Source organism: Streptomyces sp. P9-2, assembly GCF_051903975.1.
Taxonomy (GTDB): Bacteria; Actinomycetota; Actinomycetes; order Streptomycetales; family Streptomycetaceae; genus Streptomyces; species Streptomyces cellulosae.
The window spans coordinates 641,542-656,746 of record NZ_CP192633.1; the positions used below are offsets into that span (position 1 = coordinate 641,542).

Here is a 15,205-nt window from a genome sequence, read left to right on the forward strand (position 1 = left end):
GAGCCGGCAGGCGACCTCAGCCGAGGTCGACCTCCGGGTACAGCGGGAAGCCCGCGACCAGATCGGTCGCCCGGCGCGCGATCTCGTCGGCGACCTTCTCGTCGAGCACGTGGGACGCCTTCGACGGCGCACCGGACTTGGTGGTGCCGGGCTCGGCGGTGGTGAGGACGCGGTCGATGAGACCGGCGACCTCGTCCATCTCCGCCGTGCCGAGCCCGCGCGTGGTCAGCGCCGGGGTGCCGATGCGGATGCCGGAGGTGTACCAGGCGCCGTTGGGGTCGGCCGGGATGGCGTTGCGGTTGGTGACGATGCCGGAGTCGAGCAGCGCCGCCTCGGCCTGCCGGCCGGTGAGGCCGTAGGAGGTGGCGACGTCGATCAGGTTGAGGTGGTTGTCGGTGCCGCCGGTGACCAGGGTGGCGCCGCGGCGCATCAGGCCCTCGGCGAGAGCGCGGGAGTTGTCCACGATCCGCCGGGCGTAGTCCTGGAAGGACGGCCGGCGCGCCTCGGCGAGGGCGACGGCCTTCGCGGCCATGACGTGCGGCAGCGGCCCGCCGAGGACCATCGGGCAGCCTCGGTCGACCTGGTCCTTGAGGGAGTCGTCGCACAGCACCATGCCGCCGCGCGGGCCGCGCAGCGACTTGTGGGTGGTCGTGGTGACGATCTGGGCGTACGGCACGGGGTCGAAGTCGCCGGTGAGGACCTTGCCGGCGACGAGACCAGCGAAGTGCGCCATGTCGACCATGAGCGTGGCGCCGACCTCGTCGGCGATCTCGCGCATGATCCGGAAGTTCACGAGACGGGGGTAGGCGGAGTAGCCGGCGACGATGATCAGCGGCTTGAACTCGCGGGCGGTGGCGCGCAGGGCCTCGTAGTCGATCAGGCCCGTGGCCGGGTCGGTGCCGTAGGAGCGCTGGTCGAACATCTTGCCGGAGATGTTGGGCCGGAAGCCGTGGGTGAGGTGACCGCCGGCGTCCAGGGACATGCCGAGCATGCGCTGGTTGCCGAAGGCCTGGCGCAGCTCGGCCCAGTCGGCGTCGGAGAGGTCGTTGATCTGGCGGACGCCGGTCTTCTCCAGGAAGGGCGCCTCGACGCGGTCGGCCAGGACGGCCCAGAAGGCGACCAGGTTGGCGTCGATGCCGGAGTGCGGCTGGACGTAGGCGTGACGGGCGCCGAAGAGCTCCTTGGCGTGCTCGGCGGCGAGCGACTCGACGGTGTCCACGTTGCGGCAGCCGGCGTAGAAGCGGCGGCCGACGGTGCCCTCGGCGTACTTGTCGCTGAACCAGTTGCCCATCGCCAGCAGGGTGGCCGGGGAGGCGTAGTTCTCGGAGGCGATCAGCTTGAGCATCTCGCGCTGGTCGGCGACCTCCTGCCCGATCGCGTCGGCGACGCGCGGCTCGACGGCGCGGATCACGTCGAGGGCGGAGCGGAAGGCGGTGGACTCGGGGGTGAGCGAATGCTCGGCAGACATGGGGACCTCCGGACGTAGCGTTCAGCGTTCACGGTACGGATGGCCCAGGCGCACGGCACGTTTCTCGCGGGCCGCTCCCCGATGGTTGGTCCCATCCCAGCGCGCCAGTCACGGCCCGCGGGCCAGATTACCGGGTGGGCCGGAGCGGCGCGGCGGGTGTCCGCGATGCGGGAGTGACCGGCGCCCCGGCCGGCGCCCTGCCGGCCGGGGGGCCGCCGGTCAGAGGATGACGTGCGGCAGGAAGCGGGCGTACCCGTCGGTGACCAGGCCGGACGACTCGCGGATGCCGAGTCCCGCGGCCTCGCCCTCCACCACCCAGGTGCCGAGGACGACGCGGTTGCCGTCGAAGTCGGGCAGCGGGGCGAGCTGCTGGTAGCAGCAGGGTTCGTCGCGGAGTTCCGGCGCGGCACCGGGCTCGTGCACGGTGACGCCGGCGCCCTCGCGGCCCAGCAGCGGCTTGGCGACCCAGCCGGTGGTGCCGGCGAGCTCGCGGGGGCCGTCGACGTAGGCGGGGAGGAGGTTGGGGTGGCCGGGGTGGAGTTCCCAGAGGATCGCCAGCAGGGCCTTGTTGCTGAGGAGCATCTTCCAGGCGGGTTCGATCCACAGGGTGGAGCCGGTGCCGCCGCCGTGGTCCAGGGTGTCGAGCACGTGGTCGGCGAAGCGGTCGGTGGTGAGCCACTCCCACGGGTACAGCTTGAAGATGCTGCGGATGAACCGCAGGCGGTTGTCGACGAAGCGGCCGGAGAGGCGGTCCCAGCCGATCTCCTCCATGGACAGCCAGTCGGTCTCCAGGCCCGCCTGTTCGGCGGTCTCCTTGAGGTAGGCGACGGTCATCAGGTCCTCGCCGCACTCGTCGCCCGCGGTGTGGGCGAAGTACAGCGGGCTGCCGGGCGGGAGCAGCGCGGACTGCTTCTTCCAGGCGTCGACGAGCCGTTCGTGCAGGGAGTTCCACTGGTCGGCGCCGGGGAAGCGCTCCTCCATCCAGAACCACTGCGGGGAGGCCGCCTCCACCAGGGAGGTGGGGGTGTCCGCGTTGTACTCGAGGAGCTTCGCCGGGCCGGTGCCGTCGTAGCGGAGGTCGAAGCGGCCGTACAGGGACGGCAGTTCGTCCCTGCGGCGCCAGGACTCGGTGACGGCGTCGACGACCCGCGGGTCGGTGATGCCGAGGTCGGCGAAGCGGTCCTCGGCGACGATGAACTCGGCCGCGGCCAGGCTCATCGCGTGCAGTTCCTCGACGGTCTCCTCGAGCGCCTCGACCTCGTCCAGTTCGAAGACGTAGTAGGCGCTCTCGTCCCAGTAGGGGCGCAGGGTGTCGTCGGGGTAGCGGGTCAGCGGGTAGATGAGCCCCTGCTCCTCGACGGTCTGCTGCCAGCCGGGGCGGGGCTCGATGGTGCGCCGCTCCACGGCGGCTCAGCCCCCGCCGCTGCCGGAGCAGCCGAAGCCGCCCCGGTCGACGGCCTCGCTGCGGCTGAAGGTGCCGTAGTCGGCGTAGCCGTTGCTGACGTCGGCGTCGTAGTACCAGTCGGCGTCGGCGGTGCGGGACCTGCTCTTGCCGAGGGAGCCGGAGGAGCCGCCGGAGCAGTGCTTGTCGGAGACGACCTTGTACCCGTCGTCGATGGTGTAGCTGTCGCGGTCCACGCACCGCCGGTCCGGATCGGACCCGCAGGCCGACAGTGCCGCCGCGAGCACACCCATGCCGCCCAGCACCACCGTGCTGGACCGCAGCCGTCGCCGTGTCTGCGCCATGCCTTTCGCTCCCCCTCGTGTCGCGCCGGACCGTTCCCGTGCCGCCCGGCTCGCGGCGGACAGCCTAGAGACCGTTCACCCGGGCCGCACGGGAGCCCCCGGCCCGGCCCGCTGTCCCGCTGACGGTTTGTCACCGTGCGGTGTGGTATGCCCGGTCGGTGCTCACGGAAGATCCACAGGTACGGGTCGCGGGAGGCCGCGGGACCCGTTCGCGAGAGGGCGCGGGACCCGTTCGCGAGAGGGCGCGGGACCCGTTCGCGAGAGGGCGCGGGCCCTGGTCGCGAGAGGCCGCGGGCCCCGGTCGCGAGAGGCCGCGGGGCCGCCCTCACGGCAGGGAGCGCAGCAGCGCGTCCAACGTGCCGGTCCAGGCGTGGTCCGGTGGGGTGGCGTAGCCGACGACGAGGGCGTCGCCGGCGGGGTCGGTGACGTCGGGGTGGCGGAAGGAGGCCAGGCCCTTCACGGCGAGGCCCTGCCAGGTGGCCGACCGCCGGACCGACTCCTCGGTCCCGGGCGGCAGTTCGAGCACGGCGTGCAGTCCGGCCGCGATGCCGGTGACGCGGACGTGGGGCGCCCCGGCGGCGAGGGCCTTCACGAGGGCGTCGCGGCGGCGCCGGTAGCGCAGGCGGGCTGCGCGGACCTGGCGGTCGTAGGCGCCGGAGGTGAGGAACTCGGCGAGGGCGAGCTGTTCCACCACGCTCACCGTCATGCCGCCGCCGTGGTCGACGACGTCCGGCAGCAGCCAGGGCGGCACCACCATCCAGCCCAGCCGCAGTCCGGGGGCGAGGGACTTGCTGACGGTGCCGAGGTGGACGACCCGGCCGGGATCGAGGTCCTGGAGGGCGCCGACGGGCTGGCGGTCGTAGCGGAACTCACCGTCGTAGTCGTCCTCCAGGATCAGGCCGCCGGTGCGGCGCGCCCACTCGACCACGGCGGCCCGGCGCTCCGGGAGGAGCGCCCCGCCGAGCGGGAACTGGTGGGCCGGGTTGAGCAGCACCGCGTCGGCGTCGCCGGGGTCCTGGGCGCGGGTGCCGAGGGCGTCCCGGCCGAGCGGCGCGGTCTCCAGGCCGGCGCGGTGGACGAGGTCCCAGTGGGCGTCGAGGCCGTACGGCTCGACGGCGAGGGTGCGGGCGCCGCGGGCGCGCAGCACCCGGGACAGCAACTGGAGGCCGTGGGCGAAGCCGGAGCAGACGACGACGTGCCCGGGGTCGGCGCGTACCCCCCGCACCCGGGAGAGGTAGCCGGCGAGGGCGTCGCGGAGTTCCGGGCGTCCGCGCGGGTCGCCGTAGCCGAAGGCGTCGTGGGGTGCGGCGGCGAGGGCGCGGCGGGTCGCCTTGAGCCATGCGGCGCGGGGGAAGGAGGCGAGGTCGGGGGTGCCGGGCATCAGGCTGTACGCGAGCCTGCCGGGGGTGCGGGGCGGGGCGGGGGCGGCCGGGCGTTCGGGGACGGCGCGCGGGGCGACGCGGGTGCCGGAGCCCTGGCGGGCGGTGAGCCAGCCCTCGGCGATCAGGTCGGCGTAGGCGTCGGCGACGGTGTTGCGGGCGATGCCCAGGTCGGCGGCGAGGGCGCGGGACGAGGGCAGCCGGGTGCCGGGGGTGAGCCGGCCGCCGCGGACGGCCTCGCGCAGGGCGTCGGTGAGTCCCCGCCGCAGCCCGGGCCCGCTCGGGTCCAGATGGAGGTCGATGCCGAAAGTGGCCCAGCGTTCCGCCATGGAACTGGACCATACTCCTGGGCTGCCCGGCTCCTAGGGTCGACGGCATGACGAACACCGACACGGCCGGGACGGTCCCCTACGCGGCGGAGGAGCCCGCCCGCATGGAGTGGGCGAAGCACGCCCCCGAGGTCTACAAGGCGATGGTCCGGCTGGACGTCGCGGCCCGGAAGGGTCTTGACCCGAAGCTGGCCGAGCTGGTCAAGATCCGCGCCTCGCAGCTCAACCACTGCGCGTTCTGCCTGGACATGCACTCCAAGGACGCCCTCGCGGCGGGCGAGAGCGTCGAGCGGATCATCCAGCTCTCCGCGTGGCAGGAGTCCCGGCACTTCTACACGGAGAAGGAGATCGCCGCGATCGAGCTGACCGACGCGGTCACCGTGCTCACGGACGGCTTCGTGCCGGACGAGGTGTACGAGCGGGCCGCGAACCACTTCGACGAGGCGGAGCTGTCCCAGCTGATCGCCGCCATCGCGGTGATCAACGCCTGGAACCGGTTCGGCGTGACCTGCCGGATGACGCCCGGCCACTACCAGCCGGGACAGCACCACTAGCCTGTCCGGCGGATCTCGCCGGGGACGCGGGGTTGCAAGGCGCCGCGCCTTTCCCCCGACTTGATCCGCCGGACGGGCCCCAGCCGCGTCTCAGGGCAGCCACTTCTCCCAGACGGAACGGTGGCTGTCCACCCATTTCTCGGCCGCCTCGCGCGGCGACAGCTTCTCCTCGGCGATCAGCAGGGAGACCTCGTTCTGGTCCTCGGTCGTCCACCGGAAGTTCCGCAGCAGCTCCGCCGCCTTGCCGCCGTCGCGCGCGAAGTCCGCGTTGAGGTACTTCTGCAGCGGGGTGTGCGGGTAGGCGCAGGCGACCTTCTCCGGGTCCGCGTCACAGCCCTCCTTGTACGGGGGCAGCTTCACCTCCGTCATCGGCACCTGCTCGGACAGCCACTGGGGCGTGTACCAGTAGGTGAGGAACGGCTTCTTCTCCTTGGCGAACTGCTGGATCTGGGTGATCTGCGCGGCCTCGGAGCCGGCGAACACCACCGAGTAGTCCAGCTTCAGGTTCTTCACCAGCGCCTTGTCGTTGGTGACGTAGGAGGGGGAGCCGTCGAGGAGCTGGCCCTTGCCGCCGCTCTCCGCGGTGCGGAACTGATCCGCGTACTTGTCGAGGTTCTTCCAGTCGGTGACGTCCGGGTGCTGCTTCGCGAAGTACGTCGGCACGAACCAGCCGATGTGCCCGGTGACGCCCAGGTCGCCGCCGCCCACGATGGTCTTCTTGTCCTCGACGTACCGCTGTTCCTGCTCGGGGTGGCCCCAGTCCTCCAGGATCGCGTCCACACGGCCCTGGCTGAGGGCGTCCCAGGCGGGCACCTCGTCGACCTGCACGGTGTCGACGCGGTAGCCCAGCTCGTGTTCCAGCAGGTACTGGGCGACGGCCACGTTGGCCTGGGCGCCGACCCAGGACTGCACCGACAGGGTGACCGTCCTCGCCCCGCGCGCGTTGGCGAACGGCGAGGACTGCTTGGTCATGTCGGCGGCCCCGCAGCCGGTCAGCAGCAGGAGCGCGCAGCCCGCCGCCACGGCGGGCGTCGTACGGATCCGCATGTCACGCTCCCTTCGTCGTACGGCGTCCGGTGGGCTGGGTGACCCGGTCGAGCATCAGGCCCAGGCAGACGATCGCGGCGCCGGCCACCAGACCGGTCGCCAGGTCGCCCTGCGCGAGACCGAAGACGACGTCGTAGCCGAGGGCGCCGCCGCCGACCAGGCCGCCGATGATGACCACGGCCAGGACCAGGACGACGCCCTGGTTGACGGCGAGCAGCAGCGCCGGGCGGGCCAGCGGGAGCTGCACCTGCCGCAGCTGCTGGGCGCCGGTCGCGCCGAGCGAGCGCGCCGACTCCAGGGCGGCCGGGTCGACCTGGCGCAGGCCCTGCGCGGTGATGCGGACGACGGCGGGCAGCGCGTAGACGACCGCGGCGGCGACCGCGGGGGCGCGGCCCACGCCGAACAGGGCGACCACCGGGATCAGGTACACGAACTGCGGCATCGTCTGGAACACGTCCAGGACCGGGCGCAGCATCCGCTCCACGCGGTCGCTGCGCGCGGCGGCGATGCCCAGGGCGAAGCCGATGACGAGGGTCACGGCGACGGCGGCGAGGACCTGCGACAGAGTGTCCAGCGACGGCCCCCACACGCCGAGCACCCCGATGGCGGCCATCGCTAGCACGGCGGTGAGCGCGGTGCGCCAGGTGCCGATCAGCCACGCCAGCGCGGCGACGATCAGCAGCACGCTCCACCAGGGCAGCCACTGGAGTCCGTCGCGGAGCGGGTCGAGCACCCAGGTGGTGAAACGGCCCGCCCAGTCGGCGGTGCCGCCGACCACGGGCACGCCCGAGTACAGGTGCGCGGTCATCCAGTCGACGGCCCGGTTGACGGGCTCCGCGATGCCGACGACCCAGCTCTCCGGCCACTCCAGCCGGCCCGCGAACCGTCCGGCGGCCGCGACGACGACCGCGGCGGCCAGGGCGCACACGCCGAGCAGGCGGGCGTGCGGGGCGGGCGCGTCGCCGAGGCGGGCGCCGGCCGCGCCGGTCACCCGGTCGAGGACGACCGCCAGCAGCACGATCGGGATGCCCGCGGCGAGCGCGGCGCCCACGTCGACCGAGGCGAGCGCCTGGTAGACGCGGTCGCCGAGGCCGCCCGCTCCGATCACGGACGCGATGACGGCCATGGAGAGGGCCATCATGATCGTCTGGTTGAGGCCGAGCAGGAGTTCCTTACGGGCCAGCGGGATACGGGCGGTCAGCAGGCGCTGGCGCGCGGTCGTCCCGAGCGACTCGACGGCCTCCAGCACCTCCTTGTCCGCGCCGCGCAGCCCCAGCGCGGTGAGCCGGGCCATCGGCGGGGCGGCGTAGACGACGGTGGCGAGCACGGCCGCGGGGACGCCGATGCCGAAGACCAGCACGACCGGCAGGAGGTAGGCGAAGGCGGGCAGGACCTGCATGGTGTCGAGGACCGGGCGCAGGGCCCGGTGCATACGGTCGGACAGCCCGGCCGCGAGCCCGAGCAGCGCGCCGACCACGACGGACGCGGCGACCGCGACCACCATGAGCGCGAGCGTCTGCATGGTGGGCACCCACATGCCCAGCAGCCCGCAGGCGAGGAACGCGGCGGCGGTCCCGAACGCGAGCCGGATCCCCGCGACCCGCCAGGCGGTCAGCGCGGCCACGGCCGTCACTCCCGCCCAGCCGACGGCGAGGAGGGCGAGATAGACGGCGCGTACGGCGATGACGACGACGTTGCTGACGTGGCCGAGGAAGTGGAGGAACAGGGGGTGGGAGTCGCGGTTGTCGACGATCCAGTCACTGGCGGTCCCGAGCGGCCCGGACAGATCGACGGTCAACGCCCCGGGCCACGCCCCGCTCCCCCACCGCCCTGCCGCCAACGGCACGAGAACGGCGGCGATCAGCAGCAACACGCCGAGCTTCCGCACGGCGGGCTTCCGGAACACGCCGGGCGCCGGGGTGTCACCCACGGCAGCGGTGAGAGCCGCCATCAGACGGACTCCTCACCGGCACCGGCGGCGGGGGCCGGGGCCTTGTCGGCGGCGGGGGCGGGTGCCTCGCCGACAGCGGAGGCGGACGGGGCCGCGCCTCGGCCGGCGGATGCCTTCTCGCCTCCGGCGACGGCTGAACTGCCCGATGTGGCGGAGGTGGTCGCACCGTCGGCGGGGGCGGGTGCCTCGCCGACAGCGGAGGCGGACGGGGCCGCGCCTCGGCCGGCGGATGCCTTCTCGCCTCCGGCGACGGCCGGAGCGTCCGGGGTGGTGGAGGCGGTCGCGGCGTCGGCGGGAGTGTCCGCGCCTGCGCCGGGACCGGCCGGCCGGCCGGTCGCCGCGTCGGCGGGGGCGTCCGCCTTCGGCGAGGAGGCGCCGGAGTCCGCGGCCGAACCGTCCGGGGCGGCGGACACGGTCGCGCCACCGGCGGCAGCGTCCGTGCCGGGAGCGGCCGGCCGACCGGTCCCTCCGGCGGCGCGGCCGTCCGCCTCCGGCGACGAGGCGCCAGGGGCTGCCGCTGAAGCGCCCGAGGCAGCGGAGGCGGTCGCGCCGTCTCCGGAGGCGGCCGGGCTTCCCGTCGCCCCGTCGGCCGGACGGTCCGTGTCCGGGTCGGCGGCGGTGCGGTCCGCGGCCTCGGCGGGGGCGTCCGCCACCGGCGAGGCGGCGACGGGGTCCGCAGCGGCGGGTGTGTCCGCACGCGTGTCCGCGGCCGCGCCGGGTGTCGCAGGGGCCGGGTGGCCTGCCACCACGTTGAGGAGGGACTCCGCGTCCACCACGCCCACGCACGCGCCCGCGTCCACGACGCGGACAGGCGCGCCGGCCGTGGCGACCGTTTCTATGGCCTCCGATACCGTCGTGCCGGGGGCGACCACCGGGCCCGTGGCCGACTGCTCCGCCGGCGAGGCGGGACGCATGGCCGTGCGGACGGTCAGGACCTGTTCACGCGGCACGTCCTGGACGAACGCCCGCACGTAGTCGTCGGCCGGCGCGCCCACGATCTCCTCGGGCGTGCCCAACTGCACCACGCGGCCGTCGCGCATCAGCGCGATGCGGTCACCCAGCTTCAGCGCCTCCTGGAGGTCGTGCGTGATGAAGACCATCGTGCGGCCCTCCTCACGGTGCAGTCGCACCACCTCGTCCTGCATGTCCCGCCGGATCAGCGGGTCGAGCGCGCTGAACGGCTCGTCGAACAGCAGCACTTCGGGGTCGACGGCGAGCGCGCGGGCCAGCCCGACCCGCTGCCGCTGACCACCGGAGAGCTGAGCCGGCCGCCGCTGCTCCATGCCGGCGAGGCCCACCTTCGCGACGACCTCGGCGGCCTTCTCGCGTCGCGCGGCGCGGCCCATGCCCTGGATCTCCAGGCCGTAGGCGACGTTGTCGAGGACGGTGCGGTGCGGCAGCAGGCCGAAGTGCTGGAAGACCATGGCGGCGCGATGGCGCCGCAGTTCCCGCAGCCGCGTCCGGTCCATCGCGCGGACGTCCTCGCCGTCGATGCCGATCCGGCCCGCGGTCGGCTCGATCAGCCGGGTCAGACAGCGCACCAGCGTGGACTTGCCTGAGCCGGACAGGCCCATGACGACGAAGACCTCGCCCTTGCGGACGTCGAAGGAGACGTCCCGCACGGCGGCCGTGCAGCCGGTCCGCGCGCGCAGCTCGGCCGCGTCGAGGGAGGCGAGCCCGGGGTCGGCGGGCACCCTGTCGGCGCGGGGCCCGAAGACCTTCCACAGTCCCTCGACGGAGAAGACGGGCGGGGCCCCCGCATCGGACGCGGGGGCGGATTCGGCGGCGGGAACGGCCGCGGTCGCCGCGCTCATCGGGCATCACCGCCGAGCAGATCGACGGCACGCTCGCCGACCATCAGCACGCCGATCATCGGGTTCACGGCGGTCATGGTCGGGAACACGGAGGCGTCGGCGATACGGATGCCCTGCAGCCCCCGGATGCGCAGCTCGGGGTCGACGACCGCGGTCTCGTCGTCGGCGGCGCCCATCTTGCAGGTGCCGGCCGGGTGGTAGACGGTGTGCGCGACCTTACGGGCGTACTCGCTCAGCTCCTCGTCACCGGTGACGTGCGGACCGGGCGCCACCTCCCGCTTGAGCCAGTGCGCGAGCGGCTCGGTCCTGGCGATCTCGCGGGCGATGCGGATGCCGTCGACGAGGGTGCGGCCGTCGTAGTCGTCCTCGTCGGTGAAGTACCGGAAGTCCAGCGCCGGCTTGACCTCGGGGTCGGCGCTGGTCAGGTACAGCCGGCCGCGGCTCTTCGGCTTGGGGATGTTCGGCGTCATGGAGACCCCGAACTCCGGCCGCTGGTAGCCCAGTCGCTCCGGATTGTCCGTGAACGGGATCTGGTAGAAGTGGAACATCAGGTCGGGGCCCGCGTGTTCGGGGTCGCGGCGCACGAACAGACCGGCGTCGGAGTCCATCGCCGAGTTCTCCGGGATGGGCCCGTTCGTCTCCCACACGATCACCGACTCGGGGTGGTCGAGCAGGTTCTCGCCGACGCCCGGCAGATGGTGGACCACGGGGATGCCGAGCGCCTCCAGGTCCTCACGCGGCCCGATGCCGGAGTGCAGCAGCAGCCGCGGCGAGTCGACGGCCCCGGCGCACAGCACCACCTCGTTGCGGGCGCGGATCAGCACCTCCTCGCCGTCCTTGGTCCGCACATGGACGCCCTCGGCGCGGGTGCCGTTCAGCTCCAGCTTGTACGCCCAGGTCTCCAGCCACAGCGTCAGGTTGGACCGCTCGTCCATCACCGGGTGCAGATACGCCACGGACGCGGACGACCGCTTGTTGTTCTCCGGGTGGTACGCCAGGTCGAAGAAGCCGACGCCGTCGTTGAACGGCTTCTTGTTGAAGCCCTCGACGCGGGGCACCTCGAGCGCGTTCCGGGCGGCGTCGACGAAGTCGCGGGCGATGGCGTTCCGGTCCTTCTCGTCGACCGGGACGATGTTGTTCTTCAGCCGGGCGTAGTACGCCTCCATCTGCACGGCGCCCCAGCCCTTGGCTCCCGCCTGCTCCCACTCGTCCCAGTCGGACGGCAGCGGCTTGAACGCGATGAGCGTGTTGTGCGAGGAACAGCCGCCGAGGACGCGGGCGCGGCTGTGCCGGATGTGCGAGTTGCCGCGTGGCTGCTCGGTGGTGGGGTAGTCGTAGTCGAGCTCACCGCCGAGCAGGCCCATCCAGCGGCGCAGCGTCAGCACGTCGTCCCGTCCGACGTCGCTGGGACCGCCCTCGATGACGGCGACGGTGACGTCGGGGTTCTCGGTGAGTCGGGAGGCGATGACGGAACCTGCGGTCCCGCCGCCTATGACGACGTAGTCGTAGACAGGTGTGTCCTGGGTCATGGAGATACTCCAATGGCTGAAGCGCCCCGAAGGGGCGCGGGAAACTGCGCGACCAGCCACGCCGGCGCCGCCCACGCCCCACGGCGTGCACGACACCGGCGGTGCAAGCTGTCAGCCGCGGAACCACCGAACCGGCGCCGGCGCCAGGTTCTGATACACGTGCTTGGTCTCCCGGTACTCCGCGAGTCCGGCCGGGCCCAGCTCGCGCCCCGTCCCGCTCTTGCCGAAGCCGCCCCACTCGGCCTGCGGGAGGTAGGGGTGGAAGTCGTTGATCCACACGGTGCCGTGGCGGAGCCGTCCGGCCACGCGGCGGGCGCGGCCCGGGTCGGACGTCCACACGCCGCCGGCCAGGCCGTACTCGGTGTCGTTGGCGAGGGCGACGGCCTCGTCCTCGGTGCGGAACGTCTCGACGGTGAGGACCGGTCCGAAGACCTCCTCGCGTACGACGCGCATCTCGCGGTGGCAGCGGTCGAGGACGGTCGGCTCGTAGAAGTAGCCGGACGCGGGGCGCTCGGGAGCCGGCTCCGGCCGCTTGCCGCCGCACCTCAGCACCGCGCCCTCCTTGAGCGCGGACTCGACGAACGCCTCGACCTTCTCGCGCTGCTGCGCGGAGACGAGCGGGCCGCACTCCACGCCGTCCTCGGTGCCCCGGCCGAGCCGGATCTTCTCGGCGCGGCGGGCGAGTTCGGCGACGAAGCGGTCCCGTACGGACTCCTCGACGATGAGGCGCGCGCCGGCGGAGCAGACCTGGCCGCTGTGGATGAAGGCCGCGTTGAGGGCCTGGTCGACGGCGGTGTCGAAGCCCTCCTCGGTGGCGCAGGCGTCGGCGAAGACCACGTTGGGGTTCTTGCCGCCGAGTTCGAGGGCGACCTTCTTCACGGTCGGCGCGGCGGCCTGGGCGACCTTGGTGCCGCTGACCAGCCCGCCGGTGAAGGAGACCAGGTCGACGTCGGGGTGCTCGGCCATCCGCGCGCCGACGGTGCGACCGGGGCCGGTGACGATGTTGGCGACGCCGGCGGGCAGTCCCGCCTCGGTGAGGAGGCCGATCAGGGCGACGGTGGTCAGCGGGGTGATCTCGCTGGGCTTGACCACGAAGGTGTTGCCCGCGGCGAGCGCGGGGGCGATCTTCCAACTTGCCTGCAGCAGGGGGTAGTTCCAGGGGGTGATCAGGGCGCAGACGCCGACCGGCTCGTGCACGACGACGCTGTGGACGTCGGGCGAGCCCGCGTCCACGACCCGGCCGGGCGCCTCGGCGGCGACCAGGTCGGCGAAGTAACGGAAGGCGTCGGCCACGCAGTCGATGTCGACGCGGCCCTCCTCGACGGTCTTGCCGGCGTCCCTGGCCTCCAGGAGGCCCAGTTCCTCGCGGTCCCGGACCAGGAGGTCGGCGACGCGGCGCAGCAGCGCGGCCCGCTCGGCGACGGGGGTGTGCGGCCAGGGCCCCTCGTCGAAGGCCTGGCGCGCCGCCGCCACCGCGAGGTCGGTGTCCTTCTCGTCGCCCTCCGCGACCAGGGCGAACGGCCGGGCGTCCGCCGGGTCGAGGATCTCCCGGGTGGCCCCGGAGACGGCGGCCCGCCACTCGCCTCCCGCGTAAATGGTGTCGCGCGCCCGCAAAACTGTGCTGTCCGCCATGATCGGTTACTGCCTTCCGTTCTTCTCCGCGCCCGTGGGTCACATGCCTGCTACCCCCGAGACCGGGTGCGCCTGCCCTGCCGGGCGGAAGTCATGCGGAATCTCTGCACGGAGTGCGCTTCGTCACGCAGGGGCCTGCGGAGCCTCTCGACGCCGGGTGCGGGGCGTCCATGGCTGGTCGCGCAGTTCCCCGCGCCTCTCAAGGACGCCTCCGCCGTCGGCACGCCGCCGCACGGGTCGGCAGCGGCAACCCTTCAACGCCGGGTGCGGCCAGTCCATGGCTGGCCTCGCAGTTCCCCGCGCCCCTTCGGGGCGCCTCCACGACTACGGGCAGTCGTGCCTCCCCCAGTGCCTTATGGGCCTGGGACGTACCCTCAGGGCGGCACGGGTGGGCGCGGCGGCGCCTCGTTGGCGCCGAGTCGCGCCGACACCCCCGGCCCGCCGCAACCGACGGGACGTCAGGTCAGCCGCACGTCGCCGACGGAGGACAGAAGTACTCCGACGCCAGGAGCGCCAGCTCCAACTCCGGGTCCACCCCATCCGTAGGCGCCCCGTACGCGGCCACCGCGTACACCTTCCCGTCCTCCGGCGACCGGAAGCGGACGTCCTGGACGTGCCAGCTGCCGACCTCCGGCTCGCCCCGCAGCGAATCGGCGAGGTATTCCAGGCGCAACCCCTCGGCCCCCGCGTCCAGCCTCACCAGTTCGACCCGCTGAAACCCGTCCGGCTTGGGCGTCTCGTCCGACAGGTACAATTCGAAGGACTCCTCCGGCGAGGACTCCGCGACCTCGTACACCTGAAGCCGCCGGAACCCGTCCGGACTCCGGTAGTTCACCACGTCGAACCCGTGCTGCGAAGGCACCGTCTCCCGCTCCCACCCCGTGGGCCGCGCGATGGTGAACCCCTCCGCGTCGTGATGCAGTTCGAACCCCTCGGGCAGCGCCGACGGGTCGGCAGAGGGCGACCCGGAGGACTCCGTGGGCACCGCCTCCGACTCCTCCACCGGCGTGGGCGACGGCGACTCCTGCGGGGCGCTCGTACTCGTACCCCCCGCGCGATCGTCCGCCGCACCGCCCGCACGGTCGTCCCCCACGACCAGACTCAGCACCAGCGCCACCGCGACCCCCACGACCGCGGCCCCGCCCAGCACACCCCACACCACCCGCCGCCGCCCGGCGCTGAACTCCCCCGGCTCACCCGGCCTCGGCGGCTCCGGAACGGACCACCCCTCACCCCGCGGGGCATCGGGGTCGGTCACCCCGCCCGGAGCACCCGCCGGCACGGCCGGCTGGAAGGACGGCGGAGGAGGCGGCGGAGTCACCGAGGGGGTACCGCCGCCGACGCCGCCCTCCCACCGCTGCGCGTCCTCGTTCCAGTACCGCTCTCCCCCGGTCACGGCGCCTCACATCCCCAGCAGCCCGGCGACGGCCCCCGCCGACGAGAACAGCGTCAGAATGCTCTGCGCATCGGTCAGCGCCTCCCGCAGCCGCTGTATCCGCCCCTCACCGGCCGTCCCGGTACGCGTGATCTCCTCCTCGGTGTCGGCCAGCGTGGAGTCCAGCCGCGCGACCTGCTCGTTCTCCCGCAGCCGTGCGAGGTCCGCGCGCAGTTCCTGAACGGCGGCCAGCAGCTGCTCGGCGGTTTCGTCGCGCGCCGGAGCCGCCGTGTTGTGCGTCTCCGCGCGGGCGTGGGCGCCGAACGCGAAGGAGGAGTTGTCGGCACGGCCGATGCTCACGTTCGGTTCGTCGGATGCCAT

The 15,205-nt window shown here is 73.3% G+C and carries 11 protein-coding genes, 1 pseudogene and 1 riboswitch; of the genes and pseudogenes, 1 reads left to right on the plus strand and 11 read right to left on the minus strand.

What is annotated here, in order from left to right; translation table 11 throughout:
- Positions 1-16: 16 nt before the first annotated feature.
- The 4 genes from ACQY0Z_RS02965 to ACQY0Z_RS02980 form a co-directional block, all read right to left on the minus strand.
- Positions 17-1,468 carry a glycine hydroxymethyltransferase gene (locus ACQY0Z_RS02965; RefSeq protein WP_439811798.1) on the minus strand — a complete coding sequence of 484 codons (1,452 nt, stop codon included), beginning with the start codon at positions 1,466-1,468 and terminating at the stop codon, positions 17-19.
- A gap of 35 nt (positions 1,469-1,503) precedes the next feature.
- Positions 1,504-1,590, minus strand: a riboswitch (ZMP/ZTP riboswitch).
- 97 nt (positions 1,591-1,687) lie between these two features.
- On the minus strand, positions 1,688-2,872 hold the full coding sequence (locus ACQY0Z_RS02970; RefSeq protein WP_347224769.1) for a glutathionylspermidine synthase family protein: 1,185 nt from the start codon (positions 2,870-2,872) through the stop codon (positions 1,688-1,690).
- Positions 2,873-2,878: 6 nt separating this feature from the next.
- The gene (locus ACQY0Z_RS02975) at positions 2,879-3,214 is read right to left on the minus strand and encodes a hypothetical protein (RefSeq protein WP_189898720.1); all 336 of its coding nucleotides are present in this window, start codon (positions 3,212-3,214) and stop codon (positions 2,879-2,881) included.
- A gap of 325 nt (positions 3,215-3,539) precedes the next feature.
- Positions 3,540-4,922 carry a PLP-dependent aminotransferase family protein gene (locus ACQY0Z_RS02980; RefSeq protein ID WP_381730338.1) on the minus strand — a complete coding sequence of 461 codons (1,383 nt, stop codon included), beginning with the start codon at positions 4,920-4,922 and terminating at the stop codon, positions 3,540-3,542.
- Positions 4,923-4,969: 47 nt separating this feature from the next.
- Between ACQY0Z_RS02980 and ACQY0Z_RS02985 the strand changes: the two genes are divergently transcribed.
- Complete coding sequence (locus ACQY0Z_RS02985) at positions 4,970-5,476, plus strand: carboxymuconolactone decarboxylase family protein (RefSeq protein ID WP_347224771.1); 507 nt, start codon at positions 4,970-4,972, stop codon at positions 5,474-5,476.
- A 90-nt stretch (positions 5,477-5,566) separates the two neighbouring features.
- Here the strand turns inward: ACQY0Z_RS02985 and ACQY0Z_RS02990 are convergent, their stop codons facing one another.
- From ACQY0Z_RS02990 to ACQY0Z_RS03020, 7 genes and pseudogenes are all read right to left on the minus strand, one after another.
- Positions 5,567-6,523, minus strand: coding sequence for an ABC transporter substrate-binding protein (locus ACQY0Z_RS02990; RefSeq protein WP_189898726.1), 957 nt, complete (start codon positions 6,521-6,523; stop codon positions 5,567-5,569).
- A 1-nt stretch (position 6,524) separates the two neighbouring features.
- Positions 6,525-8,474, minus strand: coding sequence for an ABC transporter permease (locus ACQY0Z_RS02995; protein ID WP_189898728.1), 1,950 nt, complete (start codon positions 8,472-8,474; stop codon positions 6,525-6,527).
- A 712-nt stretch (positions 8,475-9,186) separates the two neighbouring features.
- Positions 9,187-10,288: pseudogene (locus ACQY0Z_RS03000) on the minus strand (quaternary amine ABC transporter ATP-binding protein); the annotation flags it as partial.
- Complete coding sequence (locus ACQY0Z_RS03005) at positions 10,285-11,817, minus strand: GMC family oxidoreductase (protein ID WP_439813342.1); 1,533 nt, start codon at positions 11,815-11,817, stop codon at positions 10,285-10,287. The gene ACQY0Z_RS03005 and the pseudogene ACQY0Z_RS03000, both read right to left, overlap by 4 nt.
- A 111-nt stretch (positions 11,818-11,928) precedes the next feature.
- Positions 11,929-13,449, minus strand: a complete 1,521-nt coding sequence (locus ACQY0Z_RS03010) for an aldehyde dehydrogenase family protein (RefSeq protein WP_347224772.1) — start codon at positions 13,447-13,449, stop codon at positions 11,929-11,931.
- 463 nt (positions 13,450-13,912) lie between these two features.
- Entirely contained in the window at positions 13,913-14,845 is a 933-nt protein-coding gene (locus tag ACQY0Z_RS03015) for a hypothetical protein (RefSeq protein ID WP_439811799.1), read from the minus strand.
- A 6-nt stretch (positions 14,846-14,851) separates the two neighbouring features.
- Positions 14,852-15,205: a hypothetical protein gene (locus tag ACQY0Z_RS03020; protein WP_189898733.1), complete on the minus strand. Its 354-nt coding sequence runs from the start codon at positions 15,203-15,205 to the stop codon at positions 14,852-14,854.

Bases quoted from the DNA above. Each gene is read 5' to 3' on its own strand.
- ACQY0Z_RS03020 (WP_189898733.1), bottom strand. From the start codon at position 15,205: ATGGCATCCGACGAACCGAACGTGAGCATCGGCCGTGCCGACAACTCC.
- ACQY0Z_RS02975 (WP_189898720.1), bottom strand. From the start codon at position 3,214: ATGGCGCAGACACGGCGACGGCTGCGGTCCAGCACGGTGGTGCTGGGC.
- ACQY0Z_RS02980 (WP_381730338.1), bottom strand. From the start codon at position 4,922: ATGGCGGAACGCTGGGCCACTTTCGGCATCGACCTCCATCTGGACCCG.
- ACQY0Z_RS03005 (WP_439813342.1), bottom strand. From the start codon at position 11,817: ATGACCCAGGACACACCTGTCTACGACTACGTCGTCATAGGCGGCGGG.
- ACQY0Z_RS02990 (WP_189898726.1), bottom strand. From the start codon at position 6,523: ATGCGGATCCGTACGACGCCCGCCGTGGCGGCGGGCTGCGCGCTCCTG.
- ACQY0Z_RS02985 (WP_347224771.1), top strand. From the start codon at position 4,970: ATGACGAACACCGACACGGCCGGGACGGTCCCCTACGCGGCGGAGGAG.
- ACQY0Z_RS02965 (WP_439811798.1), bottom strand. From the start codon at position 1,468: ATGTCTGCCGAGCATTCGCTCACCCCCGAGTCCACCGCCTTCCGCTCC.
- ACQY0Z_RS03010 (WP_347224772.1), bottom strand. From the start codon at position 13,449: ATGGCGGACAGCACAGTTTTGCGGGCGCGCGACACCATTTACGCGGGA.
- ACQY0Z_RS02995 (WP_189898728.1), bottom strand. From the start codon at position 8,474: ATGGCGGCTCTCACCGCTGCCGTGGGTGACACCCCGGCGCCCGGCGTG.